Raw genomic sequence first — 25,556 nt, 5'->3', positions numbered from 1 at the left:
TCAGGACACCGTGAAAATCACCGGCGCTATGCGGCGATCCATTCCAGCAGCGCGTTTTGCGCGTGCAGAAGGTAAGCCTTCGCCACCGTGCTCTGGCAAGCGAAATGGGTCATTGCATCAGTCGTGACTTCTTGACCTCTGGTCACCGGCGGGCAGGGGAGGAAAATTGCATCGCTGCGGCATTTGTCGAGGAACTGCGCCGATATCCGGTATTGCCCGAGTTGATCGTGATGCGCCCCGTCGGGCCAGCAATCCGTGATGATCACATCCGCCTCATGCAATGCGTCCAGATCGGTGCTTGCCGCGAACCGCGGACTTGCGATGTCGCGGATATGCCAATCGGCCGGGTAGGCTTGGGTCACCTCGATCGGCAGGGCGATGGACGCTTCGATCCAGGATCGCAGGATGTTGGCATCGGGGGCCACGCCGACAATCTTGAGGCCGTCGAGATGTCCTCGCTTGCACCGGACATAAGCAAGATCACCAAGCGTCTCGCAGGGGTGATTTGACCGCGTTCTCGCATTGACGACCGGCGCGGTGGCGTTCGATGCAAGCTCGTGCAAGGTCGCCAGTTCCCGGGTGCGGACGACCAGGATGTCGAACCAGTTGTCGAGATATTCTGCCAAGTCAGCGGTCGCCTCGCTGACATTGAATCGGATCGGCGGTTGCACGCAAATGCCGCCCATGGCCCTGACGCCAAGATCGAACGCCGTCGTATTCCGCCATCCACCATCGTCGGCGATAACGGCCACGCGCCTTCCAGCGAGGCTTTGAGGCATGGAAAGGTCGTCCCACGCTGCCGCCAGCACCTGCGCGCGGTCGATGATCGACAGGAGCGTGTCCGCGCCCAGATCGTGGAATTGGAGAAAATCCCGGCTGGATTCGTTGTGCATTGCTAGGCGTTGCGGCGCGTCCGGGACACGAGACTAAACCAGCTTGAAGATCGCCAGCGCCAGCACGGCCTGCGCCAGGAAGCCGACGGTGAAGGCCAATGTACGGAACACCGGAACCCCGAGCGCATAGACGATCAGATGCGCGACGCGTGACCAGAAATAGACCACGCAGGCGAGTACCGTCCATTTCGAGGAATAATCGATCGCGTTCAGGATCAGTACCAGCGGCGCGAACAGCACGAGGTTCTCGACGGCGTTGTCATGCGCGAACATCAGGCGGTTCGCCCACTCCGATTGCGGCTTGTCGCCGCGCGAGGGGTTGGCCATCGCGCCACCGAGCCCCCGAACCTGGCAGCGATTGATAGTGTAGGGAATCCAGAGGATTCCGGTCAGGATCACCGTACACGTCAGCCAGAACAATTCGCGCGTCATAACCCGGTCCCCTCCAAAATCGATGTCGTGAGCTTATACGAAAGCGCGCGCCGTTGCGCTATGCGCGAACCCTGACATAGCTGCCGGGCGCGTCTTCGATCGGCGGCAACGCTTCGCTGCCGACGCCGCGCGCCGGGACTTCCTCCGGATCGAGCCCACCAAGCCATTCGCGCCAGTCCGGCCACCACGAGCCCTTGTGCTCCACCGCGTCCTTCATCCACTGGGCCACGTTGACGTCCTTGACGTTGTCGTTGGTCCAGTACTGGTACTTGTTCGAGGCGGGCGGATTGACGACGCCTGCGATGTGGCCGGAGCCGGATAGCACATATTTCACCGGGCCGCCGAAGAACTGCGAGCCGTACAGCACCGATTCGGCCGGCGCGATGTGGTCTTCGCGGGTGGCAAGGTTGTAGACGGGGACCTTGACCTTGGAGAGGTCGAGCAGGGTGTTGTCGAGCACCATCGTGCCCGTGGACAGCCGGTTCTCCAAATAGCAGTTGCGCAAATAGTAGGAATGGTTCGACGCGGTCATGCGCGTGGCGTCCGAATTCCAGTGCAGCAGGTCGAATGCGCTCGGCTGCTGGCCTTTCAGATAGTTGCTGACGACGTAGGACCAGATCAAATCGTTGGAGCGCAGCATGTTGAAGGCCATCGCCATCTTTGAGCCTTCGAGCACGCCGGACGCCTTCATGTCCTGCTCGAGCGCTGCGATCTGATCCTCGTCGACGAAAACGAGGAGATCGCCGGCATGGGTGAAGTCGACCTGCGCTGCGAAGAACGTCGCCGAGGTCACCCGCTGGCGGCGCTTCTCGGCGAGCCAGGCCAGTGTGGTCGCGAGCATCGTGCCGCCGACGCAATAGCCGGCGGTGTGCACCTTCAACTCGCCGGTCGCGCGCTCGATGACGTCCATCGCCGTCAGAACGCCTTCCTTCATGTAGTCTTCCCAGCTCTTGGCTCCGAGCCGCTTATCGGGATTGACCCATGAGATCACGAACACGGTGATGCCCTGGTCGACGCACCACTTGATGTAGGATTTCTCCGGCTTGAGATCGAGGATGTAGAACTTGTTGATCCAGGGCGGCACGATGAGGAGGGGCGTGCGCAGCACCTTCTCCGTCGTCGGCGAATACTGGATCAGCTGCATCATCTCGTTCTGGTGGATCACCTTGCCCGGCGTGGTCGCCATGTTGACGCCGACGACGAGGTTGTCCGGATTGGACTGGCGGATCTTCAGCATGCCCTTGCCGGCGGCGATGTCCTCGGCCAGCATCGTCAGGCCGCGCGCGAGATTTTCGCCGCTGCTTGCGACCGTCTCGCGCAGCACCTCCGGATTGGTCAGCACGAAGTTCGACGGCGACAGCGCGTTGGTGACCTGCTGGGCGTAGAACTCGGCCTTGCGGCGGGTCTGCGGATCAAGCTCTGCGTCGCGCACCAGCTCCTGTGCCCATCTGGTCGTGAGCAGATAGAGCTGCATCATGAAATCGAAAAACTGGTTCGATTTCCACTCCGGATCGGCAAAGCGCTTGTCGCGCGGCGAGGGCGCAATCGCAGGCTGCGCGTCCTGGCCGGCCATCCGCCGCGCCGCGGAGCCCCAGAGGTCGAGATAGTCCTTGGCAAGCTTGGTCTGGACGTCGGAGGCGCGCGAGGTGTCCGACAGCCAGTATTCGGCGACCGACGTGAAGGCCTTGACGACTTCGGTAAGCTCGGCCGGCGGACGATCCTGAACCTCGCCGCTTTCGCGCGGCTTCAGATACGCGGCAAGCGCCTTGCCGCCGCTCTCCATGGCCCGCGCGACATTCATCGCGAAGGCCTCCGCATCGAACTTCGTGTCAGACTTCATGCCGGATTTGGGCGTATCGGTCGTGGCGGTACTCATGAAGGCGACAGTAACGATTCATTCCGTATTCGTCACCGCGAAGCTCGCACGTTTGGCGTCAAACAGGCGCGAAGATGTGCTGCACTGCGATAAAGTTTCTTGGTTCCGTCACAATCAGGCCGCACCGGTCCGCTTGATGGGTTTTGGATGTTTTCTCGCTCGCGCCATTTCGGGCAGCAATGGTTTGAGCTTGGGCGGGTTGTTGGGTTAAGCTTCCCACAGCCGGGCGCTGGGACGAGTAGGGGATTCCCAAGTGTTGGCGTTGAGGGACTTGCAAAAGACGCTGCTGATCTGCGGCGCGCTGCTGATCGCGGCGTTCGCGATGGGCGGCTGCTCGAGTCAACTCGCGGACCTCACGCCCGCCGACGCGCAGGCGCATCCGAAAGACCCCAGCGGCTACCTGCCGGTGCACGACCTGCCGCCGGATCGCGATCAGGCGGTCATCCCACCCGACCAGCGCGCCAAGATCGAGGCGGAGCTTGCCGCTGCGCGTGACCGCCAGGCCGTCGCCGCCAAGGATGCCAAGTAGAGAGGGGTGAGGCGGCGCAAGGTAATCGCTGGCGCCCCCGTCACTCCGTGCTAAAAAGACCTCAGTTCAGCCGAGAGTCAGAGCAAGGGACTTCAATCCCCGTCACTGAAATTCGCTCGAAGTATTTGATTTTGAGTGATTTTTGCGAAAGGGTCGAAGCCTCTCCAATGGTCCGTCTTGACCGTTCGATTCTGCCCTGACCGGTTGCCCGGAGCCCAAGAAGCGATGTCTGGACCCATGGAAGATTTTTACCGCATCCGCCGCCTGCCGCCTTACGTGTTCGAGCAGGTCAACCGGGCCAAGGCGGCCGCGCGGAATGCCGGTGCCGACATCATCGACCTCGGCATGGGCAATCCGGACCTGCCGGCGCCGCCGCATGTCCTGGAGAAGCTCAAGGAGACCCTGGGCAAGCCGCGCACCGACCGCTACTCGGCCTCGCGCGGCATCCCCGGCCTGCGCAGGGCCCAGGCCGGCTATTACGAGCGCCGCTTCGGCGTAAAGCTCAATCCGGACACCCAGGTGGTGGCGACCCTCGGTTCGAAGGAGGGCTTTGCCAACGTGGCGCAGGCGATCACCGCGCCCGGCGATGTCATCCTCTGCCCGAACCCGAGCTACCCGATTCACGCCTTCGGCTTTTTGATGGCAGGCGGGGTGATCCGCTCGGTGCCGTCGGAGCCGACGCCGCAGTTCTTCGAGGCGGTGGAGCGGGCGATCGTGCATTCGATCCCGAAGCCGCTGGCACTTGTGGTCTGCTATCCCTCGAACCCGACCGCCTATGTCGCGAGCCTCGACTTCTACAAGGACCTCGTCGCGTTCGCGAAGAAGCACGAGATCCTGATCCTGTCGGATCTCGCCTATGCCGAGGTCTATTTTGACGAGAACAACCCGCCGCTCTCGGTGCTCCAGGTGCCTGGCGCGATCGACGTCACCGTCGAATTCACCTCGATGTCGAAGACCTATTCGATGGCCGGCTGGCGCATGGGCTTTGCGGTCGGCAATGAGCGCGTGATTGCCGCACTTGCCCGCGTCAAATCCTATCTCGACTACGGCGCGTTCACGCCGGTGCAGGTCGCCGCGACCGCCGCGCTGAACGGCCCGGACGATTGCATCAAGGAGATGCGCGATACCTACCGCAAGCGCCGTGACGCGCTGGTGGAGTCGTTTGGCCGGGCCGGCTGGGAGATCCCGCCGCCGGATGCCTCGATGTTCGCCTGGGCGCCGCTGCCGGAAGCGTTCCGCAGCGTCGGCAGCATGCAATTCGCAACATTGATGGTGGAGAAATCCGGCGTCGTGGTCTCGCCCGGCGTCGGCTTCGGCGAGCATGGTGAAGGATATGTCCGCATCGCCATGGTGGAAAACGAGCAACGGATCAGGCAGGCCGCGCGCGGCGTGCGCCGCTTCCTTGAAAGCGGCATCGAAACGTTGCACAACGTCGTTCCGCTCGCCAACCGGCGTTAATTCTCTTCGACAGGTTTTCTGAAGCATTATGGTCGTACCCCTGAAAGTGGGCATAGCGGGGCTCGGCACTGTGGGCGCCGAAGTTGTCCGTTTGATTGAAACCCAGGCCCGCGTGCTCGCCGGCCGCAGCGGCCGGGGCATTCGAGTCGTCGCCGTCACCGCACGCTCGAAGGCGAAGAAGCGCAGCATCGACCTGCGCGGCGTCGAATGGGTCAGGGATCCGATGGCGCTCGCAACCCATCCCGGAATCGACTGCTTCGTCGAGTTGATGGGCGGCGCCGGCGATCCCGCGCTCTCGGCGGTCGAAGCTGCGCTCAACGCCGGTAAGTCCGTCGTCACTGCCAACAAGGCGCTGCTTGCCAAGCACGGGATCAAGCTGGCCAAGGCCGCCGAAAAGCATGGCGGTGCGCTGAATTTCGAGGCAGCCGTCGGTGCCGCGATCCCCGTCATCAAAACGTTACGCGAGGGCCTCGCGGGAACCGGTATCAACCGCGTCTACGGTATCCTCAACGGCACCTGCAATTATATCCTGACGCGGATGGAGCAGGAGGGCCTGTCCTTCGCCGAATGCCTGAAGGATGCGCAGCGGCTCGGCTATGCCGAGGCCAATCCGTCCTTCGACGTCGACGGCCACGATACCGCGCAGAAACTCGCGATTCTCGCCAGCCTCGCTTTCGGCACGAAAGTTGCTCAAAGCGCAGTGTATGTCGAAGGTATCTCCTCCATCGCGCCGGAAGATCTGCGCGCCGCTGACGATCTCGGTTACCGGCTCAAGCTGCTCGGCGTTGCGGTTCGCACCGCCAAGGGCATCGAGCAGCGCGTGCATCCGACCATGGTTCCAAAATCCTCCTCGATCGCGCAGGTGATGGGTGTCACCAATGCGGTCACGATCGATGGCGAGGGCATTCCGCCGATCACGCTGGTCGGCCCGGGTGCGGGCGGCGCGGCAACCGCATCCGCCGTCGTCGCCGACATCGCCGACGTCGCGCGTGGCATCCGCGCCAATCCGTTCGGCCGGCCCATCTCGCAGCTTCGCGAGACCAAGAAGGCGCCGATGGAGCGCCATGAGGGCGGCTACTACATCCGCCTTTTGGCGCGCGATTTCCCGGGCACCGCGGCTGCGATCGCGACCCGGCTTGCAGAGCAGAAGATTTCGATCGAGTCGATCGTGCAGCGTCATCCCAATGGCGGCACTGGGCCGGCAAATGGCAAGGCGGTGCCCGTGCCCGTCATCCTGATCACCTATGCGACGCATGAGGACGCGGTGCGCCGCGCGCTCGCCGCCGTGCAGCACGACAAGGTGATCAGCGGACGGCCGCAGGTCATCCGGATCGAGAAGAACTAGGGCATGCTCCGGATCCGAAGGATCGCGTTAGCGCCAAGCGTGAAGCGGTTTTCCGGAAAGAGCATGCTCAAACAAAGAGGACGGTTCAAACGAACGAACCGTGGGCGTTGCGAGTTGATGCGGGCAGAGACTTCTGTCCCGAACTGTTTGAAGGAGTGAGCCGATGTCGACCCATATTTCAGTCCCGCCGCACGCGTTGCTCGAGCGCATTCTCACGCTGGAAATCGTGCGGGTGACGGAGCGGGCGGCGGTGTCTTCGGCGCGGCTGCGCGGGCACGGCAATGAGAAGGCGGCCGACCAGGCCGCGGTGGACGCGATGCGGCGCGAGCTCAACAAGCTGCCGATCGAGGGCACCATCGTGATCGGCGAGGGCGAGCGCGACGAGGCGCCGATGCTGTTCATCGGCGAGAAGGTTGGCATGAACGCCGGCCCGCAGGTCGATATCGCGGTCGACCCGCTCGAAGGCACCACGCTGTGCGCCAAGAACATGCCGGGCTCGATTGCCACCATGGCGATGGCTGACGGCGGCACGCTGCTGCACGCGCCCGACGTCTACATGCAGAAGCTCGCGATCGGCCCCGGTTACGCCAAAGGCGTCGTCGAGCTCGACGCTACGCCAGCGGAAAACGTCCGCCGTCTTGCCAAGGCCAAGGGCGTCACGCCGGAAGGCATCACCGTGCTTGTGCTCGACCGTCCGCGCCATGCCAGCATCATCGAGAGCGTGCGCTCGACGGGGGCTGCCGTGCGCCTCATCACCGACGGCGACGTCGCCGGCGTGATCCACTGCGCAGACCCCGATAACACCGGCGTCGACATGTATCTCGGCACCGGCGGCGCGCCGGAAGGCGTGCTCGCGGCGGTGGCCCTGCGCTGCATCGGCGGTCAGATGCAGTGCCGGCTCATTCTCGACTCCGACGAGAAGCGTGAGCGCGCTGCCAAGATGGGCGTCAACGATCCCAAGATGATCTACGGCATCGAGGATATGGCGCGGGGCGACTGCCTGTTTGCCGCCACCGGCGTTACCACGGGCTCGCTGCTCTCGGGCGTGAAGTTCCGCAAGGACGGCGTGATCGAGACCGAGACGGTGGTGATGCGCTCCGTCACCGGCACCGTGCGCTACATCAAGGCCGAGCACCGCGAGTTGGCGAAGTTCCACCTCGACTGAAGCACGGCTGTCATTCCGGGGCGACGCGAAGCGTCGAGCCCGGAATCCATAACCACGATCGGGAGTATGGATTCCGGGCCTGCGCCTCACGGCGCATCCCGGAATGACCAAAAATGAGCAATACAGGGAAGCGCACATGTCCGATCTCACCGCCGTCAAAGCCTTGGTGTTCGACGTGTTCGGCACCGTCGTCGACTGGCGTACCAGCCTGATCACCGACCTCATGTGGTGGGGCAAGGGCCGCGGTATCACCGCCGACTGGACCGCACTGGTCGATGGCTGGCGCGGCATGTACACGGCCGCGATGGATGACGTGCGCAAGCACCCTGAACGCGGCTACGTCATCCTCGACGCCCTGCACCGCCGTTCGCTGGACAAGCTGGTCGAGACATTTGCGATCAAGGGCCTCACCGAGGCCGACCTCGACTACATTACCAAGGGCTGGCACCGCCTGCATCCCTGGCCCGACAGCGTCGCCGGCCTGACGCGGCTGAAATCGAAATTCATCATCTCGCCGCTCTCCAACGGCAACGTCGCGCTGCTCACCAACATGGCGAAATTCGCGGGCCTCCCCTGGGATCTCATCATGTCGGCCGAGCTGTTCGAGCACTACAAGCCCGATCCCGAGACCTATCTTGGTGCCGCGCGATTGCTCGGCCTCAAGCCGGAAGAGGTGTTGATGGTCGCGGCCCACAATTACGACCTCAAGGCCGCGCAGAGCTACGGCTTGAAGACCGCTTTCGTCGCGCGGCCGACCGAGTATGGTCCGCTGCAAAAGATCGATTTCGAAGCCACCGGCAACTGGGACATCGTCGCCAGGGATTTCGGCGGCGTCGCCGATAGGCTCGGCTGCTAGGCCTCGCTGCGCCGCCGCTCAAATCTTGCCGAACGCGACCGTAGCCTTATCGTAGACGCCGTCGCCCATCGTGCCGGCTTGGAAAATGCCGTGCTTCTCGATCCAGTCGAACGACTGTTCGTAGATCTCGCGCGAATAGGGTTCGAACACGATCCTCTCGCCGGGCCCCCAACGCCGCGTATCCATGGCCGCGTGGAAGTGCTCCGGAAACTCGTTCTTGTAATAGCGGGTGTAAAGCTCCGGGCGTAGGTCGATGTCGCGCTGGGCTTTCTTCAGGGCACGGAAGTAGCGCTTGATGTCTTCGGGGGCCGGATCGCCATTGATCATTGAAGCGATCATGAACGTCGTGTCGACGATCTTGCGATAGCCGAGCTGCTCGGCGAAATAGTAGGGACCGTTGAACAGTGCGGCGGCTTCGCTCTTGCCCTCGAACAGCAGCTCCATCCTGCGAAACAGCATGCCGTCCTCGAAGGTCAGGTTGATCTGGTCGGGCGCGAGGTACTGCTCGAGCGCCTGGATTGTCGAATAATGGCTGCCTGACTGGAAGCCGACCGAAATCGGGACGCCGGCAAGGTCGGAAGGCGTGCGGATCTTGGAATCGGCCGGAACGTAGATTCCGGAAGGCGCGACCGAGTAGACGTCGGCATAAAGCTTGGCGTGGCCGTTCGAGGCGGCGACGTTGACGGTCCAGTGACAGGCGCAGCTGACGTCGGCCTTGCGCCCCTTCTCGATACTCTGGAAGGCGCCTTCGTTGACCTTGTTGTGGTGCTGGCCTTCCGTCGAGCGGATCAGCTCGCGGAATTCGTAGTCGAGCCCTTCGTCGCGGAAATAGCCTTTCTCCTCGGCCACCCACTCCTGAAGACGGAAATGCGATTCGATGACGAATTTGGTCATGGCTTCCTCCATATTCGCCGGAGCGGTCCGGCCGTTCGATATGTCTTTGACTGCAGGATAGCAAACAGCGAAGCTCGATCCATGGCTCAATAGGAATGTTTCATATGTCAAAAATGGAATCTTCCGGGATCGACTTCCGCGACCTCAAGGTGCTCGACGCGTTGATCCGCGAGGGCAGCATCACTTGTGCTGCCGCAAGTCTCGAAACCACGCAGCCGGCCGTCAGCAAATTACTGGCGCGATTGCGCCTCCGCTTCGACGATCCCCTGTTCGTTCGCCGCGGCAGCGGCGTGCAACCGACGGCGCGTGCGATCGAGATGGCTCCGCAGATCCGAGCCTTGCTCGAGATGACCGACAGACTTTGGCAGGATCGGCTGCCGTTCGATCCGCAGAAGTCGGAAAAGACCTTCAGCCTGCTTTTGACCGACGTCGGCATGGTGCGATTTCTCCCGCCCTTGGTCGCCCGCCTCGCGAAACTTGCGCCGCGAATTCAGGTGCGCGCATTGCCGCTGGATTCACGGCACTTCGCACTCAAGCTCGAGTCGGGGGAAGCGGATCTTGCGCTCGGCGCCTTGCCGCGAGCGGCGGGTCATCTTCGCTCCCAGCGGCTCTATTCGGACGGCTATGCCAGTGTGGTCCGGCGAGGGCATCCGAGACCGGCGGACGCGCGCACGCGCCGGGGATTTCTGGCCGAGCAGCATATCCTGATCACCGCGTCCGAGACCGGGCATGCAGCCCATATCGAGACGCAGCGCGTGCTGACGCGCACGATCGCGCGCGCCAATATCCTGTTGCTGGTGCCGAGTTTCATCGCGGGCGCGATCGTGGCGTCGCAAACCGATGGCGTCGCGACCTTGCCCGCCAATCTGGCCGCCATCATCGCAGAACCGCTCGGAATGACGGTATTTAGAACGCCGGTTGCACTGCCGCGTATCGAGATCGCCCAATATTGGCACGAGCGTTATCATCGCGATCCCGCCCACCGCTGGCTGCGATCGGTCACGCTCGATCTGTTCGGCAATCGGGCCTAGCACGGAAGAACGCGTGCGCGCGCTCGCTTCGATGCCTCGGCAGGTTGAACCTTTGGAGGCGTCAAAGCGGTGACCATGGCCGCAGCAGGACTTATGGCAATCGCGGCCTTGTGGCCACAAACGCGGCTCTCGCGGAGAACTCCGACCACCAGTAACTAACTGCGGGGTGCTTTTGGAGAAGCGCTCTGCCTTGGTCGGAGAGGACAAAATAGCCAATCATCGGCGCCAGATGGATGTCGGCCAGCGACACTTGATTGCCGCAGAGGTACGGGCCGCCGCCAGCGGCTGCCTCCAGCGCTGCAAGTATCCCTGGCGCAGCTTCGAGGCCTTTTCGAAATTCGTCCTTGTCCACCGGCAATCCCATGCGCGGCCTGAAAACTCCGTGGGAGAAGACTTGCCTCACCAGCGGCCAGTACGCGTAGCTGTCGACGATCGACATGATCTGATTGCCGCGAGCCCGCTCTCTCGGCTCCATGGACTGAAGCCTGGGACCGTCAAAAGCTTCATCTACATAACGCGTGATGGCGCCCGTTTCGTAGGCGATGAACCCAGCGTGAATCAGTGCGGGCACGCGCTTGAAGGGATGCGTTGCGAGGTAGCTCGCAGGGATAGTCTCGGCGAATGGATTCACCTCGATCCAATTGTGGGCCACGCCCTTTTCGTGGAGAGCCAGGCGGGCGATCCAGGAATAGACGCTGTATTGGTAGCCGTGCAGCTCTATTGCCATGCGACGCGGTCCTGACCCTGCCACGATCAGCATTGCCCGATCTTGGCGGGTTTACAAGCCGTCGTGACTTCTAGTGAGCGGCCGCGCGAGTGGCCAGGTCCGTGCGACACTGGCCGGCGGTGCTGTGCGAACACTTGTGGTCACGGAATTCTCAGCGTGAGCTCATTCGCCTCCGCTTCGGCAAAACCTGCCTGCAAGACCTCTTCGCGCTTGTGCCGCAGATGCGCACGCAGGATGTGCGAAAGGCCGACGCCGTCGCGCCTTTGGAGCGCGTTCAGGATCGCTTCGTGCTCGCTGACGGCGAACGCCCAGCGCTGCGGCGTCATCGGCGTGACGTAGCGCGCGCGCCGGATGCGCGCGGTCACGGATGCATAGAGCCCGGTCAGCGCCGGATTTCCGGCCGCGATGACGATGGCTTCGTGAACGGCGCGGTTGCCGCGATAGTACTGAATCAGGTCGCCCTCGCGATAATGCTGAACCATGACCGCGTGCGCGGCGGCGATCTCCGCGATCTCCTGATCCGTGATGCGCTCGCAGGCGAGTTCGCCGGCAAGCGCCTCGAGACCCTGGCAGACTTCGAACAGGTCGCGCATGTCCTTGTCGGTCAGCTTCGCGGCGCGCGAGCCGCGATGGGGCAGTAGCTGCACGAGACCCTCGGCGGCCAGCACCTTGAGCGCTTCACGCAGCGGCGTGCGCGAGATATCGAGCCGGTCGCATAGCTCGCGCTCGGGGATCCGCGCGCCCGGCGGGATTTCGCCGTCGAGCAGAATGGCGCGGATGCGGCCGACGACCTCCTCATGAAGCATATGATCAAGCTCTATTTTGCATTCAAAAGTGAATTAATTAGCGCGTTACGACCAACTTATAGCTTGAAAATCTGAAATTTTGCATTCAAAAATACAAAAAACAGGGAATGTGAGGAAATGGACCAGGCCACAGAGGCGGAACACCTCGTTTTCGAACTTGAGGACGGCATCGGGCGGGTCACTTTCAACCGCCCGCAGGCCCGCAACGCCTTCACCTTCGCCATGTACGAGCGCTTGGCAGCCATTTGCGAGCAGGCCAATGGCGATCGCGCGATCAAAGTCCTCGTGCTGCGCGGTGCCGGCGACAAGGCCTTCGCTTCGGGCACCGACATCAACCAGTTCCGCGAATTCAAGACGCCGCAGGACTCGATCGACTACGAGAACCGGATCGATCGCGTCCTCACCACGCTCGAACAGTGCCGGGTACCGACAATCGCGGCGATCAACGGGTTCTGCACGGGCGGAGGGGCGGGCATTGCCTCTGCCTGCGACCTGCGCATCGGCACGAAAAGCGCCAAGATCGGGTTTCCCATCGCCCGGACGCTCGGCAACTGCCTGTCGATGTCCAATGTCAGCCGTCTCACTGCGCTGATCGGTGCCGCGCGCGTCAAGGACCTGATCTTCACCGCGCGCCTTGTCGACGCCACGGAGGCTGCAAGCGTCGGGCTGCTCGGCGAGGTCGTCGAGGATGGCGCGGCGCTCGACCGGCGCGCCGATGAGGTTGCGCGGCTGCTGGCCAGCCACGCGCCGCTGACGCTGACCGCGACCAAGCAGGCGGTGGCCCGCCTGCAAAAGCGGCTGACGCGGGACGAGGGAGAAGACCTCATCCTGATGTGTTACACGAGCCAGGATTTTCGCGAAGGGCTCGATGCTTTCCTCAACAAGCGCGCGCCGCAATGGCGCGGTCAATAGGACAGGCCGATGCAAAGCGATCGATCGCAAACAACCTCCCGTCGTCCGGGACCGCTCGCCGGCCTCAAGGTCATCGATCTCACCCATGTCATGGCGGGGCCGACCTGCACCCTGATGCTCGCCGACATGGGCGCCGACGTCATCAAGATCGAGAAATGGCCGAACGGCGATGACACCCGCCATTCGGTGCCGCCGAAGATCGGCGACGAGGCGGCGTCCTTCCTGATGATGAACCGCAACAAGCGCGGCATCGTGCTGGATCTGAAGACCGACGGCGGCAAGCGCGTGCTGCGGCGGCTGATCGCGGGCGCCGACGTGCTGGTCGAGAATTTCGCGCCGGGCGCCATGGAGCGCCTGGGCTTCGGCTACGAGGATCTGCACCAGGAATTCCCGACATTGATCTACTGCTCGCTGTCGGGCTTCGGCCGCACCGGGCCCTACAAGCACCGCCGCGGTTTTGATCTGGTCGCGCAGGCCATGAGCGGCATCATGAGTTTTACCGGCGAGCGCCCCGACGGTCCGCCGGTGAAGTGCGGCCCGCCACTGTCCGACATCACTGCGGGGTTGCTCGCAAGCATGGGCATTCTGGCCGCCTACACCCATCGTCTCAAGACCGGCGAAGGGCAGTGGGTCGAGACGTCACTCTATGAAGCAGCTCTGGTGCAGACCTACTGGCAATCGACGATCGCGCTTGCCGCCGGCACGGCGCCGCGTGCGATGGGCTCGGCGCATCCGCTCAATGCGCCGTATCAGGCTTTTGAAGCCTCCGACGGCTGGCTCGTGGTCGGCGGTGCCAACAAGAAGCATTGGCTGTTGATGCTGGAAGCGCTCGGCGCGAGCGAACTCGCCGCCGACCCGCGCTTCGTCACCGGGGCCGATCGCATGGCGCATCTGAAGGAGCTCGAAGCGGTCCTGAGCGAGCGCTTCCGCACCAAATCGCGGTCGCATTGGCTCGCCGCACTCGACGAGAAGGGCGTGCCGTGCGGACCCGTGCACGACATGCTGGAGGCTTTGAGCGATCCGCAGACGCTGGCGCGCGAGATGGTCGTCGAGGTCGAGCATTCCACGCTCGGCCCCGTGAAGACGATCGGGCTGCCCGTCAAATTCTCCGAGACGCCCGGCAAGGTCCGCTCCGGTGCGCCCGTCTATGGCGAGCACACCCGAGAGGTGCTGGCCGAGCACGGGTTCAGCGACCAGGACATCGAGGCCCTCGAGAAGCAGGGCGCCATCGTTTCGGCCTCTGGGAGGCGCGCGGAACGCGTCGCCTGAGCGAACGCCGCTACGACAGACACAAGACCAGCAAAATAAACAAAATCAGTCGGAGGGAACCATGGGTCGCACGTCAACATTTCTGCTGTCCGCAGCCGCGGTCGTGATCGCCGGCACGATGCCGGCGCGCGCAGCCTGGCAGCCGCAGAAGCCGATCGAGTTCGTGGCGACCGCAGGTCCCGGCGGCGGCACCGACAATATCGCCCGCGCGGTGCAGAACATCATCACCAAGTACAAGCTGACGGACCAGCCGATCGTCGTCGTCAACAAGGCCGGTGGCAGCGGCGCGGAAGGCTATGTCTACGGCAAGGCCTCCGCCGGCGATCCCTACAAGGTGATCTTCGGCACGTCGAACGCCTGGCAGCAGCCGCTCGTCTCCAAGGTCGCCTTCAACTACACCGACCTCACCCCGATCGCGGCCATGGCGCAGGATGAATTCCTGCTCTGGGTCAAGCAGGACGCGCCCTACAAGACGGCGGGCGACTATCTGAAGGCTGCTGCCACAGGCGATTTCAAGATGGGCGGCGCGCAGTCCAAGGATACCGACGAGGTGCTGACCCGCATGATCGAGAAGGCCGGTCATGTGAAACTCACCTACATCCCCTTCAAGAGCGGCGCTGAAGCCGCCGTGCAGCTCGCCGGCGGGCACATCGATTCGCATGTCAACAATCCCAGCGAGAGCCTCGGGCAATGGCGCGGCGGAACGCAGCGCCCGCTCTGCGCCTTCAGCCCGAAGCGACTGCCGCAGGGCGCCAAGATCACCGCGACCGAAGGCTGGAGCGACGTTCCGACCTGCGTCGAGCAGGGCCTCGACATCGCGCAATATGAGCAGCCGCGCACGGTGTGGCTGCCCGGCAAGATCACGCCGGACCAGGCGGCGTTCTACGTCGACCTCATGAAGAAGGTGCAGGCCACGCCGGAATGGAAGGACTACATCGAGAAGTCCTCGCAGATCGACACGTTCCTGACGGGCGCGGAGTTCGACAAGTTCATCAAGGAGGATCTCGAGCATCTCAGGCAGGTTGCAAGCGAGCAGGGCTGGCTCATCAAGTAGGATGGCGGAGCACCGCACCATGATGTTCCGTTGCTCGCCGCAGGAGTGGAGCTTCTGATGATATCGCGCCGCGCTCTCGAACTCGCGACCGCTATTCTGACCGGCAGCTTCGGTGTTGCAGTGGTGGTCTCAAGCCTGGACAACGGCATCGGCTGGTCGAGCGCGGGCGTGGATTCCGGCACATTCCCGTTCGCGGTCGGTCTCGTGATCGTACTCGGAAGTTTCTACAATCTGGTGCGGGGTGTGCTGCCGGCCACGTCGCTGGCAAGTGTCCCTGTCGCCATTACGCCGTTCGAGCTGCGCCGGCTCGCCGGCCTGTTCGTACCGGCCGCAATCTTCGTGGCCGCGATCCCGCTGCTCGGGATGTATCTCGCCTCCGCTCTCTATATCTTCGCCGTGCTCGCAATTCCCAGGCATCAATCCGTGCTTCGGTCGCTCGCGATGGCGGCGGCGACGGCGCTTGTGCTCTACGTCGTGTTCGAGCGCATGTTCCAGGTGAGCTTGCCGCATGGCGCGCTCGCAGCCGCGCTCGGCTTCTGACGGAGACGCCGATGGACAATCTCGGGGAACTCCTGCACGGCTTCACGATCGCGGTCACGGTGCCGCATCTGGCGCTGATGGTGGTCGGCGTGCTGCTCGGCATTCTCGTCGGGGTGCTGCCGGGGCTCGGTGCGCCGAACGGCGTGTCGCTGCTGCTGCCGCTGACGTTCGGCATGCAGCCGGTCTCAGCCATCATCCTGCTCTCCAGCATGTATTGGGGGGCGCTGTTCGGGGGCTCGGTGACCTCGATCCTGTTCAACATCCCAGGCGAGCCGTCTTCTGTTGCCACCACCTTCGACGGCTATCCGATGGCGCGCGACGGACGGCCGACCACGGCGCTCGCCACCGCCTTCGGCTCGGCCGCGTTCGGCGCGCTGGTCGGCGTCATCCTGATCACCTTCCTTGCGTCATGGGTGGCGCAGGTCGCGCTCGCCTTCGGACCGCCGGAATATTTTGCGGTCTATTTCCTCGCCTTCGCGAGCTTCGTCGGCATGGGCGGCGCAGCGCCGATCAAGACGGTCGTGGCGCTCGCGATCGGCTTTGCAATCGCCGCCATCGGCATCGACACCGTCTCCGGCAGCGTGCGCCTCACCATGGGCATCGATGAGCTGGTGAAGGGCGTGAACTTCGTCGTGGCGGTGATGGGCCTGTTTGGCATCGGTGAGCTTCTTGTCGCGGTCGAGGAGGAGTTTCATGCCCGCGCGGTCTCGTCGAAGATCGATTGGCGCGAAGTATTCCGGGCAGTTGGCCGCCTGCCGCGGCATGGCGCAGCGCTGCTGCGCAGCGCCGCGATCGGCTGTTGGATGGGGATCACGCCGGGCGGACCGACGGCGGCGTCCTTCATGAGCTACGGCATTGCCCGGCGCTTCTCGCGGCGTGGCCGCTACTTCGGCACCGGCGAGGTCGAAGGCATCATCTCGCCCGAGACGGCCGACCATGCGGCTGGCACCAGTGCGCTGTTGCCGATGCTTTCGCTCGGCATTCCCGGTTCGGCCACCGCGGCGGTGATGATGGGCGGGTTGATGATCTGGGGCCTTAATCCCGGGCCGATGCTGTTCGTCGACCAGAAGGATTTCGTCTGGGGCCTGATCGCCTCGATGTATGTCGGCAACATCGTCGCGGTTGCGTTGGTGCTGCTGACCGTTCCGGTGTTTGCCGCACTGATGCGGATTCCCTTCGTGATCATCGCGCCGCTGATCGTGATCATCTGCGTCGTCGGCGCCTATTCCGTGTCGAACTCCTATCTCGACGTGGTCATGATGCTCGGCTTCGGCATCGTCGGCTATCTCTTCAAAAAGCTGTTCTATCCCCTGGCGCCGCTGGTGCTCGCGATCGTCATCGGCGACAAGGCCGAGGACGCGTTCCGGCAATCGATGCTGATGTCCAAGGGATCGCTCGGGATCTTCTTTGCAAACCGGCTGGTGACGAGCCTGGTGGTGGCCGGCATGGCGCTGCTGCTGCTTCCGCTCGTGTTGCAGCTCGCGCGGTTGCTGCGTAAGCCTGCATCGCCTGCCGCTGAGACGACAAGCCAGGAAAAGGTGATCATATGACCGCAAAGCCGCTCATTGCTCTCGCAATGGGAGATCCCGCCGGCATCAGCCCGGAGTTGACCGCGAAGCTCGTGGCGCTGGACGAGGTTCGCGCCCGTAGCCGCCTCGTCGTGATCGGCGACCGGCGCATCTTCGACGAGGGCGCGCGCGTCGCCGGTGTCACACCGGAGCTGGAGACGGTGAAGCCCGGCGCCGACCTTCGCGCGGCGCAGGGCGAGACGCTGTTTGTCGATCTCGGTCATCTCGATCCCGCAGGGATCGAGCGGGGAACTGCGAGCCTTGCCGGCGGCAGGTTCGCGCTGGCCAACTACCGGCACGCGCTCCAGCTCGGCCGGGATGGCCGCGTCGATGCCGTCTGCTTCACGCCGTTCAACAAGCAGGCGATGCGGCTCGCCCGCGCCGACTATGACGACGAGATCGCGTTCTCCGCGGAGATCGCCGGCCTCAAGACCCCGGCAAGCGAATTCAATGTGCTCGGCGAGCTCTGGAATGCGCGGGTCACCTCGCACATTCCGCTCAAGGACGTCGCTGCAAAGCTCTCCAGCGACCGCATCCATCGCGCGCTGACGCTGACCGATGCCTGCATGCGCAACGCCGGTTTCGCGCGGCCGCGCATCGCGGTCGCAGGCCTCAATCCGCATGCCGGCGACGGCGGCAATTTCGGCCGCGAGGAGATCGACATCATTGCGCCTGCGGTCGCGGCGGGTCAGCAAGAGGGGATTGCCACAGAAGGACCGTTTCCCGCCGACACCGTGTTCCTGCGCGCCAAGGGCGGCGCTTTCGACGCGGTGCTGACGATGTATCACGACCAGGGCCAGATCGCGATGAAGCTGATGGGCTTCGATCGCGGCGTGACGTTGCTCGGCGGCTTTCCGTTCCCGATCTGCACGCCGGCGCATGGCACGGCCTACGACATCGCGGGGCAGGGGATCGCTTCCACCGGCGCGACCCGCGCCGCTGTGCTGCTGGCAGCCGAGATGGCCGCGCGTCGCGCCACGTGATTTGCACGAATGGGCGCGTGCTTGTTGCGCTGCCCCGCGCGCGAGATTTCCGGAGTTTCGGGAAAAACCGGAAACTTCCGTCGTCTCGCCGAGTTGCCATTCCGATGAACGTCTCCACCTCGGAGCTGGCACATGGTCGACGACGGCCCGCTACGGACTGCGGTGGATAGCGCTTGGTCCGTCTATCCCGCTTGGCAGCTCTGTATCCTTCTGGTCTTCGCCCTGATGGCTGCGCCGGCGTCCGCTGGCGAAATGACCGCAGAGACCATCAATTCTGCTCAGCCGTCGAAGAAGACCCTCTCGAACGAGAAGCCGACCCCGGCGGGAGTCCGGCTACAGGTCCTTCTGGACCGGGCGCACTTCTCGCCGGGCGAGATCGACGGCAGGTTCGGGGAGAACGCGAAGAAGGCGCTGCGGGCCTATGCGGAAGCGCGGCAATTGCCAAGCTCGGACGCTTTGACCGAGGACGTCTGGAAGGCGCTCCAAGTGGACGATCGGCCGGTGACGGCGACCTACACCATCGCCGGGCAGGACGTCGCGGGTCCGTTCCTGCGCAAGCTTCCGTCGAAGATGGAGGACATGAAGGATATCCCGAAGCTTGGCTTCACCAGTCCGCGCGAAGGGTTGTCCGAGAAATTTCACATGAGCGAGCAGCTTCTGGTGGCGTTCAACCCCGGTCACCAATTTGATCGCGTCGGCGACACCATCGTCGTGGTGGACGCCGCTGGCGGAGGAGGCGGCGCGGTCAAGGCGGACAGGGTCGAGATCGACAAGAGCCGGCAGACGGTGAAGCTGTTCGACAAATCGAATGCGCTGATCGGATTTTATCCGGCGACGGTCGGAAGCGAGGAGAAGCCATCACCTTCGGGCACGCTGAAGGTCACGGAGATCAGCCGAAATCCGTACTATCGCTACAATCCCGCTTATCACTTCAAGGGCGTCCATTCCCGCAAGCCCTTCACCATCAAGCCCGGTCCGAACAATCCGGTCGGCACGGTGTGGATCAACCTGTCCGCCGAAGGCTACGGTATTCACGGGACGCCATCGCCGGGGAAGATCTCCAAGGCGGAATCCCACGGCTGCGTGCGTCTCACCAATTGGGACGCCGAACGCGTCGCAGCCAGCGTCTCGAAAGGTACGCCGGTCGCGTTCGTGGCGGGCCCCGGATGATGCGAGCGGCCCGTTCCAGCAACGCCGTCTGCTAATCTGGCGTTACTTCGTCGCGAGCCATGTTGCGAGCGGCGTTTTCCCCAGCCGCGCCTCGCCGAGCGGGTTCAGCGACGTGTCATTAATGGGAGCGCCATAATACTGCGCGCTGCGATCTCCCACCACCGGACGGCTGTCGCCGGACGCTTTCAGGCGTCGCGTGACGAATTCATTGAAGGGAGCCTTCTCGGGGCCTGCGATATCGATCGTACCGCTCACCGGCCGTCCCGTTGCGATCTCGGCGAGACAATCGACCACATCGTCGGCCGCGATCGGCTGAAACAATGCCGATGGAACGACGATATTGCCTCCAACCGCCGCCGCTTCACCAATGGCGCCGAGGAATTCAAAGAACTGGGTGGCGCGGACGATCGAGTAGGGGATCGGAGAGGCCTTGACGATGGTTTCCTGGGCGAGCTTGGCACGAAAATAGGCGATGTCGGGCGAGCGATCGGTTCCCACGATCGACAGCGCCACGTGATGCTTGACGCCAGCTGCTGCCTCAGCCGCAACGAGGTTCGTGCTCGACCGCTCGAAGAATTCGAGTACGGCGGCAGGCTCCCAGGACGGCGCGTTGGCCACGTCGACCACAACATCCGCGCCAGCCAGGGCCCCAGCCAGGCCTTCGCCGGTCACGGCGTTCACGCCCGATTTTGGCGAGGCTGCCACGGCCTCGTCGCCCTGCTGGGCGAGCTTCGTCACGAGCTTGGATCCAATCAACCCGGTTCCGCCGATCACGACGATCTTCATGGCATGTCTCCTCAGCATCCTGCGAACGTGAGTTGATCAAAGCCAACGGGCACTCACGCCCTCACGTCGATGAACGTGACGCGAAGCAAATCTTACCCGAGCAATGGGGCAAGCTCTTGCCTTTAACAGGCCTGTCCTGCCGAAAAATGCTCCCGGGTTATCGTTGCGATGCGACAGGAATTGGTAATGGATCATTCCCCTCTGTCTTGTGACTGCGTCTGCTTGTCGCAAGAAACGTATGGCTGCTGGGGGTTGACCGGCTTACCAACGCGGCCGGATTTCTGGAGGAAATGTACGGTTCCGGTGCTCGGGGAGCGCCGAATTGCGACGGCGACCGCCGCAGGCCTCTTCGCGCTCCGAGACCGCCTGGCGATGATGCTTGTCGATGTCGCTCAGCGAAGGAGCCGAAATATCGCAAGCCTCGCTGTGATCACGCGCGTATTTGGCGACCTCAGCCCACGCCACGGAGAAGCGCACATAGGCATCGCAACGGTCCTGCGCGACGAGCCCGGCAGCTTTCTTCAAGGCTGTGTCAGCCTCTGAGTACGGTCGTGTCAATGTCGAGCACGGGTCCTGCGAGGCAGCGGGAGCGGTGAAGCCAATCAACAGCATCATCGCCAGGGTGAAACCAGCCGTACGCCGCATGGGCTTCCTCCGACTTGGTACCTGCCGGATGCGTAGGAGGACGTTGGGGCGTATCTGTGACCCGACGGAGGTGTTCACCTGCGAGGCGCCCACTGTACACCGATGAAGCGGCGGTGCGCCCGCTCACAGCTCAGCGGCCAGCCGCGCCACCTGCTCGCGCAACCAGGCGTGCGCCGGATCGTGATCGTAGGACGCGTGCCACAGCAATGAGACCGTGACCTCACGCAGCTCCAGGGGGAGGGGGCTAAGGCTGAGCCCGAGTTCGGCGGCGAACATCCGGGCCAGTCGTGCCTGCATGGTGACGATCACGGGCGCCCGCGCCACCAACGACGGCACCGTGAGGAAGCGTGGTGTGGTCAGGGCGATGGAGCGACGCAGGCCGAGCTTGTCCAGCGCTTCGTCGACAATGCCGCGGACACTGCGACCGGGTCTCAGGCTGGTCAGCACGTGTGGAATTCTCACGTAGTCGGCAAGCGAGATCGGGGGAGTGATGCCCGTCTTCTCGGCATTGAACATGCATAGATAGCTATCTGTGAACAGCTTGCGGCGCTTGTGGTGAAGCTGGCCCTGCTGGAACGCGTCGTAGCCGATAGCGAGCTCCATTTCGTCGGCGTCGAGATCGTCGAGCAGGCGGGACGCATCGAAATTATAGAGCCGGAGGTGGATGCCGGGCGCGACCTCCCGCATGCGCGCGAGCAGCGCCGGCATGAACAGGATTTCCATGCTATCCGGCAATCCGAACCTGAATGTTCGCACGGCTGTGGACGGATCGAAGGTCTGGTCGCGCGACACCAGTGCCTCGACCTGCGCCAGCATGGCCTGCACCGGCTCCAGCAGCACCACCGCGCGCGGGGTAAGGCGCATGCCTTCGGGCGCTCGCGTCAGAAGCTCGTCGCCGAACAGCTCCCGCAGACGCGCAAGGTTGTGGCTCATCGCGGACTGACCAATGCCGACGCGGGCCGCCGCCCGCGTGACGCTCCGTTCGGTGAGAAGCGTGCCGAGATGTACGAGGAGATTCAGGTCGATACGACCTAGATTGACGGTATCGATACCCATTATCGACCCTATCTGTTTGATCGATGATCATAGCCTGCCCATGTCCTGCGGCAAGGGAGCTGACGGGCGTCCTGCCCGCCGCCCAAGCCAACGGAGGGTCCTATGTCGATCCGCAACACGCTTCTCGCAGCCGCCTTCACCATAGCTTCACTGGGAGCCGCTCACGCCAACGGCCTGAGGCCGATCGCGGGCCAGAGCATCAATCTCGGCGACATGTCTGGTGTCGCCTATTACACCGTCGAGCCCGATGGATTCCGCGTCGTCTCGACCCTTGCTCAGGGCGAGGCGGGAACGCCGATCCGCTTCGTCTCGGTGCTTGCACCCGGCCAGCGCGTCGTTCTCTCGACGCCGACCCAGGCAGGCGTGCTCGAGATCGCCCGGGACGGCGACACACTGCACGTCCGCCAGGCGAACGCGGTCTCCAACTGAATTCCGGGAGCCACAGATGTCCACGATCCGTCTCCACCGAACCACCACCCTGACACCCGAGCAGTACGTTGCCGCGCTCACCGACTTCGGGCCGGCCCGCTCCAGGCTCTTCGGCAACAGCGCCGACGAGTATCTCGAACTGCATTATCTCGGCCTTACGCGCGCCGATGTGACGGAAGGCTCGCGCGGCATCTGGGAGCGCCTTCACTACGACTGGTCCAATCCGAACCACGTCGTCCTGACAACGTTCGACTCCAATGTCTGGGGAGGCGCCTCGGGCCACACCTACACGTTCCGGCGGCGGAGCGACGGCACGACCGACATCGACGTGGTCGTCGTGCGCGAGGGCAAGAATCTCAAGGGTTGGATCCTCGGCCTCGTGCTCGGCACGATCGGCAGAAGCGTCCTGGAGAAAGCATTCGAGAGCTCTGTCGAGGCCATCGAAATCCGGAATCGTGTTTCGAACCAACCCGACCGGGTCGCCGCGTAACCCCTGGCTTCTAAGCACATACGCCGGATACCAGGAGCCAGCCCTCGTCATTATGGACGCGACATGGGTGCGGTTGGCGCAGCGTGTCCCGGTCGGGGTCGCGCCCGACCGTGCCGAGCGCAGCGAGCTCGTAGCCGGAGCCACCGCGGCCGTCGAGGTGCTCGGATTGACGCTTGCGGGCGGTTCGGACGGACGGCGTCCAGGGGCGGGGCGCTCCGCAGCGGCTGGCATGTCGCGCGGTGCAGCTCGCATTGGGCTCATCATCCTTCTGCGGCTGACTTAGTGGCAGCGGAGCAGCATGGGGTCAAAATTGTACTGAGCTCAATGTTTCCATTGAACCGGTACATAGCTCGGAGCAATACTTCCCGGCGCCAAATCGATTGCACGCGGCGAACCGGATCAGGCGCAGTTGCGCCGATCCTGGAGACGAGCACATGGATCTCACGGTCACCACGCTCCTCATCGCCTTTGCCGGCGTGTTCCTGATCTGTTTCATGAAGGGCGCGTTCGGCGGCGGTTTCTCGATCGTTGGCATTCCGCTGTTGTCGTTCGTGATGGACCCGGTGACGGCTGGCGGGCTGCTCGCGCCATTGTTCATCGCGATGGACCTGTTCGCGCTGCGCTACTGGAAGCCCTCGACCTGGTCGAGGCCTGACCTTGCGCTGTTGTTGCCCGGGCTCGTGGTCGGCATCGGGGTCGGCTATCTCCTGTTTCGCGTGCTCGACCATCGCGCCGTCGCGATCGTGATGGCGGTCGTCACCTTGATCTTCGTCGGCCTATGGTTCGTGAGCGACCCGAAGCTGATCATTCGTCCACGCTCGACGCCGAAGGCGGTCGCTGCCGGTCTCGCCTCGGGCGTGACGACGATGGTCGCGCATTCCGGCGGACCGCCGCTGGCGATGTATCTGCTGCCGCTCGGCCTCAGCAAGGAAGTCTATGCCGGGACCACGAGCCTGTTCTTCACCGTCGGCAACGCGACCAAGGCGGTGCCGTGGTTGCTGCTGGTGCGGCCGGCCGGCAACGTCTGGATCGTGATGGCCGTGTGCCTGCTCGCCATTCCCAGCGGCGTCTGGCTGGGTTGGCGGCTGCATGGAAGGCTGGACCAGCAGCAGATCTACCGGGCCTGCTACGGATTGCTGGTCGTGACGGCGCTGAAGCTGCTGTGGGACGGAGTGTCCGGCTATCTCGGGTGAATTGAGACCGAAGATGTTACCCGAGAGCCATTGACGATGTTCACCGCCGGCATGCGTTGTTTGGCGATTTTTTAGTCGGACCGACGGATCTGTCGGATCTGTCGCAGGCGCTGCATTGACCGGTCTCCGCTTCACGCCCCGCAGACGATCACGCCGTACCAGCCGAGGCCGTGATAAGTCTCGTAGCCCGGCGTGGCATGGAAGGCGACCAGGGTGCCCGAGCGGTCCTGATAGAAGCCGGAGCGCTGCCCGTTGAGCGACAGCGCGATGCGCTCGCTCAAAATGCCCTGGCCGTCGGAGGCCGCGATGACGCGGAAGTTCGAGTCGACCAGCAGCACGCGGGCCTTGTCGTGGTCGCCGACGCGGACGCCTTGCACGATCGCGCGCGCCTGCGGCTCCCAGTCGAAATGGATCGCGAGCACGCCGATCGGCGCGCCATTGGCCTGGCCGCCGGCGCGCACGCTGGCGCAGTAGGTCGCGACCTGCGCATTGCCGAGCAGCGGCTGGTTCTCGACGTCGCCGGCGACATAGTCATCGCCGGAGCGCAGGCCCTTGGCCTCGCGAAACCATTTGGTGTGGGCGACGTTCTGGCCGACGACGCGAAAGCGGTCGGCACGGCCGTTGGCGATGACGTTGCCGTCGAGGTCGCAGAGCCAGAGATCGAGATAGACGGTGTAGGCGCCGAGGATGACGCCGAGCCGTTCCGAAGCATATGTCACAGCCGACGCAGTAGGCGCGGCCGCGCAGTCGACCACGGCGGAATCGGTCGCCCACCAGCGCACGTCGCAGGTGCGCTCATAAAGGTTGCGGTCGATCAGCTCGATGGCATTGAGGGACAGGTCCATCATGCGCTCGCCGCGCGAACGCTGGCTCATGCGCTCGATCGAAGCGACGAGGTCGCCGGTGCGTTTCGTCAGCTGGGTTTCGAGTTCGCGCGCGATGGTCTCGACCTGCTGGCCGACGCCGCGCACCTCCTGCGCCACCACGGCGAAGCCGGCGCCTTGCGCGCCGGCGCGCGAGCTTTCGATCAGCGCGTTCAGCGCCAGCATCTTCATCTGGTTGGTGATCTGCTGGATCGACTTGGTCTTGTCGACGGCGATCTGGTTGACCTCCGCGGTCAGGCGGTTGATCAGCGCGGAGATGTCGGAATCATCATCTGCGGGTTCGGTGGCGATCGGCTTGGCTTTCAGACCCAGCGCAGCAGACATCGGGTAACTTCCCTTGGCAATGAGGCCTGATCTGCAACGAACCCGGAACAACAAATCACAGATCGAATACGAGTCTTTTTCGAGGATTCCGCCTAACGCCTGCTTAATTTGCTGTTCGGCGGAGTGCCTAAATGGTAGTCACTCCGGCCGATGAGGCGGCCATCCACCGCTTTGTGTGGGGTGGCCGTTGCAAATGTCCGTGGTTTCCCGGCCAATCATCCGCCGGACGACCGGACGCATC

Annotated in this window: 28 protein-coding genes; 18 read left to right on the top strand and 10 right to left on the bottom strand. The window is 63.7% G+C overall.

What is annotated here, in order from left to right; translation table 11 throughout:
- Window positions 1-26 precede the first annotated feature (26 nt).
- From ABIB73_RS31995 to ABIB73_RS31985, 3 genes are read right to left on the bottom strand one after another with little or no spacing between them, the layout of a single operon-like run.
- Window positions 27-893 (bottom strand): ornithine carbamoyltransferase, encoded by an 867-nt coding sequence (locus ABIB73_RS31995; protein ID WP_354230658.1) that lies wholly within the window; start codon window positions 891-893, stop codon window positions 27-29.
- 33 nt (window positions 894-926) lie between these two features.
- Window positions 927-1,325 carry an MAPEG family protein gene (locus ABIB73_RS31990; RefSeq protein WP_354230656.1) on the bottom strand — a complete coding sequence of 133 codons (399 nt, stop codon included), beginning with the start codon at window positions 1,323-1,325 and terminating at the stop codon, window positions 927-929.
- Between the two features lie 58 nt (window positions 1,326-1,383).
- Complete coding sequence (locus ABIB73_RS31985; RefSeq protein ID WP_354230654.1) at window positions 1,384-3,201, bottom strand: PHA/PHB synthase family protein; 1,818 nt, start codon at window positions 3,199-3,201, stop codon at window positions 1,384-1,386.
- On the opposite strand from ABIB73_RS31985, the gene ABIB73_RS31980 reads away from it, so the two are divergent.
- From ABIB73_RS31980 to ABIB73_RS31955, 6 genes are all read left to right on the top strand, one after another.
- A complete protein-coding gene (locus ABIB73_RS31980) occupies window positions 3,200-3,412 on the top strand; it encodes a hypothetical protein (RefSeq protein ID WP_354230652.1) in 213 nt (70 codons plus the stop codon). The two genes, ABIB73_RS31985 and ABIB73_RS31980, sit on opposite strands and share 2 nt — an antisense overlap.
- A 42-nt stretch (window positions 3,413-3,454) precedes the next feature.
- Window positions 3,455-3,730 carry a hypothetical protein gene (locus tag ABIB73_RS31975; RefSeq protein WP_354230651.1) on the top strand — a complete coding sequence of 92 codons (276 nt, stop codon included), beginning with the start codon at window positions 3,455-3,457 and terminating at the stop codon, window positions 3,728-3,730.
- A gap of 237 nt (window positions 3,731-3,967) precedes the next feature.
- Window positions 3,968-5,188: an LL-diaminopimelate aminotransferase gene (locus tag ABIB73_RS31970; protein ID WP_354230789.1), complete on the top strand. Its 1,221-nt coding sequence runs from the start codon at window positions 3,968-3,970 to the stop codon at window positions 5,186-5,188.
- 28 nt (window positions 5,189-5,216) lie between these two features.
- Entirely contained in the window at window positions 5,217-6,533 is a 1,317-nt protein-coding gene (locus tag ABIB73_RS31965; RefSeq protein ID WP_354230649.1) for a homoserine dehydrogenase, read from the top strand.
- A gap of 163 nt (window positions 6,534-6,696) precedes the next feature.
- Window positions 6,697-7,698, top strand: a complete 1,002-nt coding sequence (gene glpX, locus ABIB73_RS31960; protein ID WP_354230647.1) for a class II fructose-bisphosphatase — start codon at window positions 6,697-6,699, stop codon at window positions 7,696-7,698.
- A 136-nt stretch (window positions 7,699-7,834) separates the two neighbouring features.
- On the top strand, window positions 7,835-8,554 hold the full coding sequence (locus tag ABIB73_RS31955; protein WP_354230645.1) for a haloacid dehalogenase type II: 720 nt from the start codon (window positions 7,835-7,837) through the stop codon (window positions 8,552-8,554).
- Between the two features lie 18 nt (window positions 8,555-8,572).
- Here the strand turns inward: ABIB73_RS31955 and ABIB73_RS31950 are convergent, their stop codons facing one another.
- Window positions 8,573-9,448: an ABC transporter substrate-binding protein gene (locus tag ABIB73_RS31950; RefSeq protein ID WP_354230643.1), complete on the bottom strand. Its 876-nt coding sequence runs from the start codon at window positions 9,446-9,448 to the stop codon at window positions 8,573-8,575.
- A gap of 104 nt (window positions 9,449-9,552) precedes the next feature.
- On the opposite strand from ABIB73_RS31950, the gene ABIB73_RS31945 reads away from it, so the two are divergent.
- On the top strand, window positions 9,553-10,479 hold the full coding sequence (locus ABIB73_RS31945; RefSeq protein WP_354230641.1) for a LysR family transcriptional regulator: 927 nt from the start codon (window positions 9,553-9,555) through the stop codon (window positions 10,477-10,479).
- Window positions 10,480-10,570: 91 nt separating this feature from the next.
- Here ABIB73_RS31945 and ABIB73_RS31940 read toward each other — a convergent pair whose 3' ends face one another.
- Window positions 10,571-11,206 carry a glutathione S-transferase family protein gene (locus ABIB73_RS31940; RefSeq protein ID WP_354230639.1) on the bottom strand — a complete coding sequence of 212 codons (636 nt, stop codon included), beginning with the start codon at window positions 11,204-11,206 and terminating at the stop codon, window positions 10,571-10,573.
- 140 nt (window positions 11,207-11,346) lie between these two features.
- Window positions 11,347-12,012, bottom strand: a complete 666-nt coding sequence (locus tag ABIB73_RS31935; RefSeq protein ID WP_354230637.1) for a GntR family transcriptional regulator — start codon at window positions 12,010-12,012, stop codon at window positions 11,347-11,349.
- A gap of 117 nt (window positions 12,013-12,129) precedes the next feature.
- On the opposite strand from ABIB73_RS31935, the gene ABIB73_RS31930 reads away from it, so the two are divergent.
- The 7 genes from ABIB73_RS31930 to ABIB73_RS31900 all read left to right on the top strand — a co-directional run bounded on the left by ABIB73_RS31930 (window position 12,130) and on the right by ABIB73_RS31900 (window position 19,508).
- Window positions 12,130-12,924 (top strand): enoyl-CoA hydratase/isomerase family protein, encoded by a 795-nt coding sequence (locus ABIB73_RS31930; protein WP_354230635.1) that lies wholly within the window; start codon window positions 12,130-12,132, stop codon window positions 12,922-12,924.
- Between the two features lie 9 nt (window positions 12,925-12,933).
- Window positions 12,934-14,193, top strand: coding sequence for a CaiB/BaiF CoA transferase family protein (locus tag ABIB73_RS31925; protein WP_354230633.1), 1,260 nt, complete (start codon window positions 12,934-12,936; stop codon window positions 14,191-14,193).
- A 61-nt stretch (window positions 14,194-14,254) separates the two neighbouring features.
- Window positions 14,255-15,247 carry a Bug family tripartite tricarboxylate transporter substrate binding protein gene (locus ABIB73_RS31920; protein WP_354230632.1) on the top strand — a complete coding sequence of 331 codons (993 nt, stop codon included), beginning with the start codon at window positions 14,255-14,257 and terminating at the stop codon, window positions 15,245-15,247.
- A gap of 57 nt (window positions 15,248-15,304) precedes the next feature.
- Window positions 15,305-15,787: a tripartite tricarboxylate transporter TctB family protein gene (locus ABIB73_RS31915; protein ID WP_354230630.1), complete on the top strand. Its 483-nt coding sequence runs from the start codon at window positions 15,305-15,307 to the stop codon at window positions 15,785-15,787.
- Window positions 15,788-15,798: 11 nt separating this feature from the next.
- Complete coding sequence (locus tag ABIB73_RS31910) at window positions 15,799-17,337, top strand: tripartite tricarboxylate transporter permease (protein ID WP_354230628.1); 1,539 nt, start codon at window positions 15,799-15,801, stop codon at window positions 17,335-17,337.
- Window positions 17,334-18,338 carry a 4-hydroxythreonine-4-phosphate dehydrogenase PdxA gene (locus tag ABIB73_RS31905; RefSeq protein WP_354230626.1) on the top strand — a complete coding sequence of 335 codons (1,005 nt, stop codon included), beginning with the start codon at window positions 17,334-17,336 and terminating at the stop codon, window positions 18,336-18,338. Before ABIB73_RS31910 ends, ABIB73_RS31905 begins: the two co-directional genes overlap by 4 nt.
- Window positions 18,339-18,470: 132 nt before the next feature.
- On the top strand, window positions 18,471-19,508 hold the full coding sequence (locus ABIB73_RS31900) for a L,D-transpeptidase family protein (RefSeq protein ID WP_354230624.1): 1,038 nt from the start codon (window positions 18,471-18,473) through the stop codon (window positions 19,506-19,508).
- Between the two features lie 42 nt (window positions 19,509-19,550).
- Here ABIB73_RS31900 and ABIB73_RS31895 read toward each other — a convergent pair whose 3' ends face one another.
- The 3 genes from ABIB73_RS31895 to ABIB73_RS31885 all read right to left on the bottom strand — a co-directional run bounded on the left by ABIB73_RS31895 (window position 19,551) and on the right by ABIB73_RS31885 (window position 21,995).
- On the bottom strand, window positions 19,551-20,294 hold the full coding sequence (locus tag ABIB73_RS31895) for an SDR family oxidoreductase (RefSeq protein ID WP_354230622.1): 744 nt from the start codon (window positions 20,292-20,294) through the stop codon (window positions 19,551-19,553).
- A 261-nt stretch (window positions 20,295-20,555) separates the two neighbouring features.
- Window positions 20,556-20,939, bottom strand: coding sequence for a hypothetical protein (locus tag ABIB73_RS31890; RefSeq protein WP_354230620.1), 384 nt, complete (start codon window positions 20,937-20,939; stop codon window positions 20,556-20,558).
- 123 nt (window positions 20,940-21,062) lie between these two features.
- Window positions 21,063-21,995 (bottom strand): LysR family transcriptional regulator, encoded by a 933-nt coding sequence (locus ABIB73_RS31885; RefSeq protein WP_354230618.1) that lies wholly within the window; start codon window positions 21,993-21,995, stop codon window positions 21,063-21,065.
- 102 nt (window positions 21,996-22,097) lie between these two features.
- On the opposite strand from ABIB73_RS31885, the gene ABIB73_RS31880 reads away from it, so the two are divergent.
- From ABIB73_RS31880 to ABIB73_RS31870, 4 genes are all read left to right on the top strand, one after another.
- Window positions 22,098-22,424 (top strand): hypothetical protein, encoded by a 327-nt coding sequence (locus tag ABIB73_RS31880; protein WP_354230616.1) that lies wholly within the window; start codon window positions 22,098-22,100, stop codon window positions 22,422-22,424.
- A 16-nt stretch (window positions 22,425-22,440) separates the two neighbouring features.
- On the top strand, window positions 22,441-22,914 hold the full coding sequence (locus ABIB73_RS31875) for a hypothetical protein (RefSeq protein ID WP_354230614.1): 474 nt from the start codon (window positions 22,441-22,443) through the stop codon (window positions 22,912-22,914).
- 52 nt (window positions 22,915-22,966) lie between these two features.
- On the top strand, window positions 22,967-23,197 hold the full coding sequence (locus ABIB73_RS37660; protein ID WP_502918472.1) for a hypothetical protein: 231 nt from the start codon (window positions 22,967-22,969) through the stop codon (window positions 23,195-23,197).
- A gap of 151 nt (window positions 23,198-23,348) precedes the next feature.
- Window positions 23,349-24,107: a sulfite exporter TauE/SafE family protein gene (locus tag ABIB73_RS31870; RefSeq protein ID WP_354230613.1), complete on the top strand. Its 759-nt coding sequence runs from the start codon at window positions 23,349-23,351 to the stop codon at window positions 24,105-24,107.
- A 131-nt stretch (window positions 24,108-24,238) separates the two neighbouring features.
- Here ABIB73_RS31870 and ABIB73_RS31865 read toward each other — a convergent pair whose 3' ends face one another.
- The gene (locus ABIB73_RS31865; RefSeq protein ID WP_354230611.1) at window positions 24,239-25,315 is read right to left on the bottom strand and encodes a methyl-accepting chemotaxis protein; all 1,077 of its coding nucleotides are present in this window, start codon (window positions 25,313-25,315) and stop codon (window positions 24,239-24,241) included.
- Between the last annotated feature and the right edge of the window lie 241 nt (window positions 25,316-25,556).

Origin of the sequence: Bradyrhizobium sp. F1.4.3 (assembly GCF_040548375.1) — a bacterium.
Classification (GTDB): Bacteria; Pseudomonadota; Alphaproteobacteria; order Rhizobiales; family Xanthobacteraceae; genus Bradyrhizobium.
The sequence above is the reverse complement of the archived record's forward strand: the minus strand, read 5'-3'. Positions and strand labels throughout refer to the sequence as shown.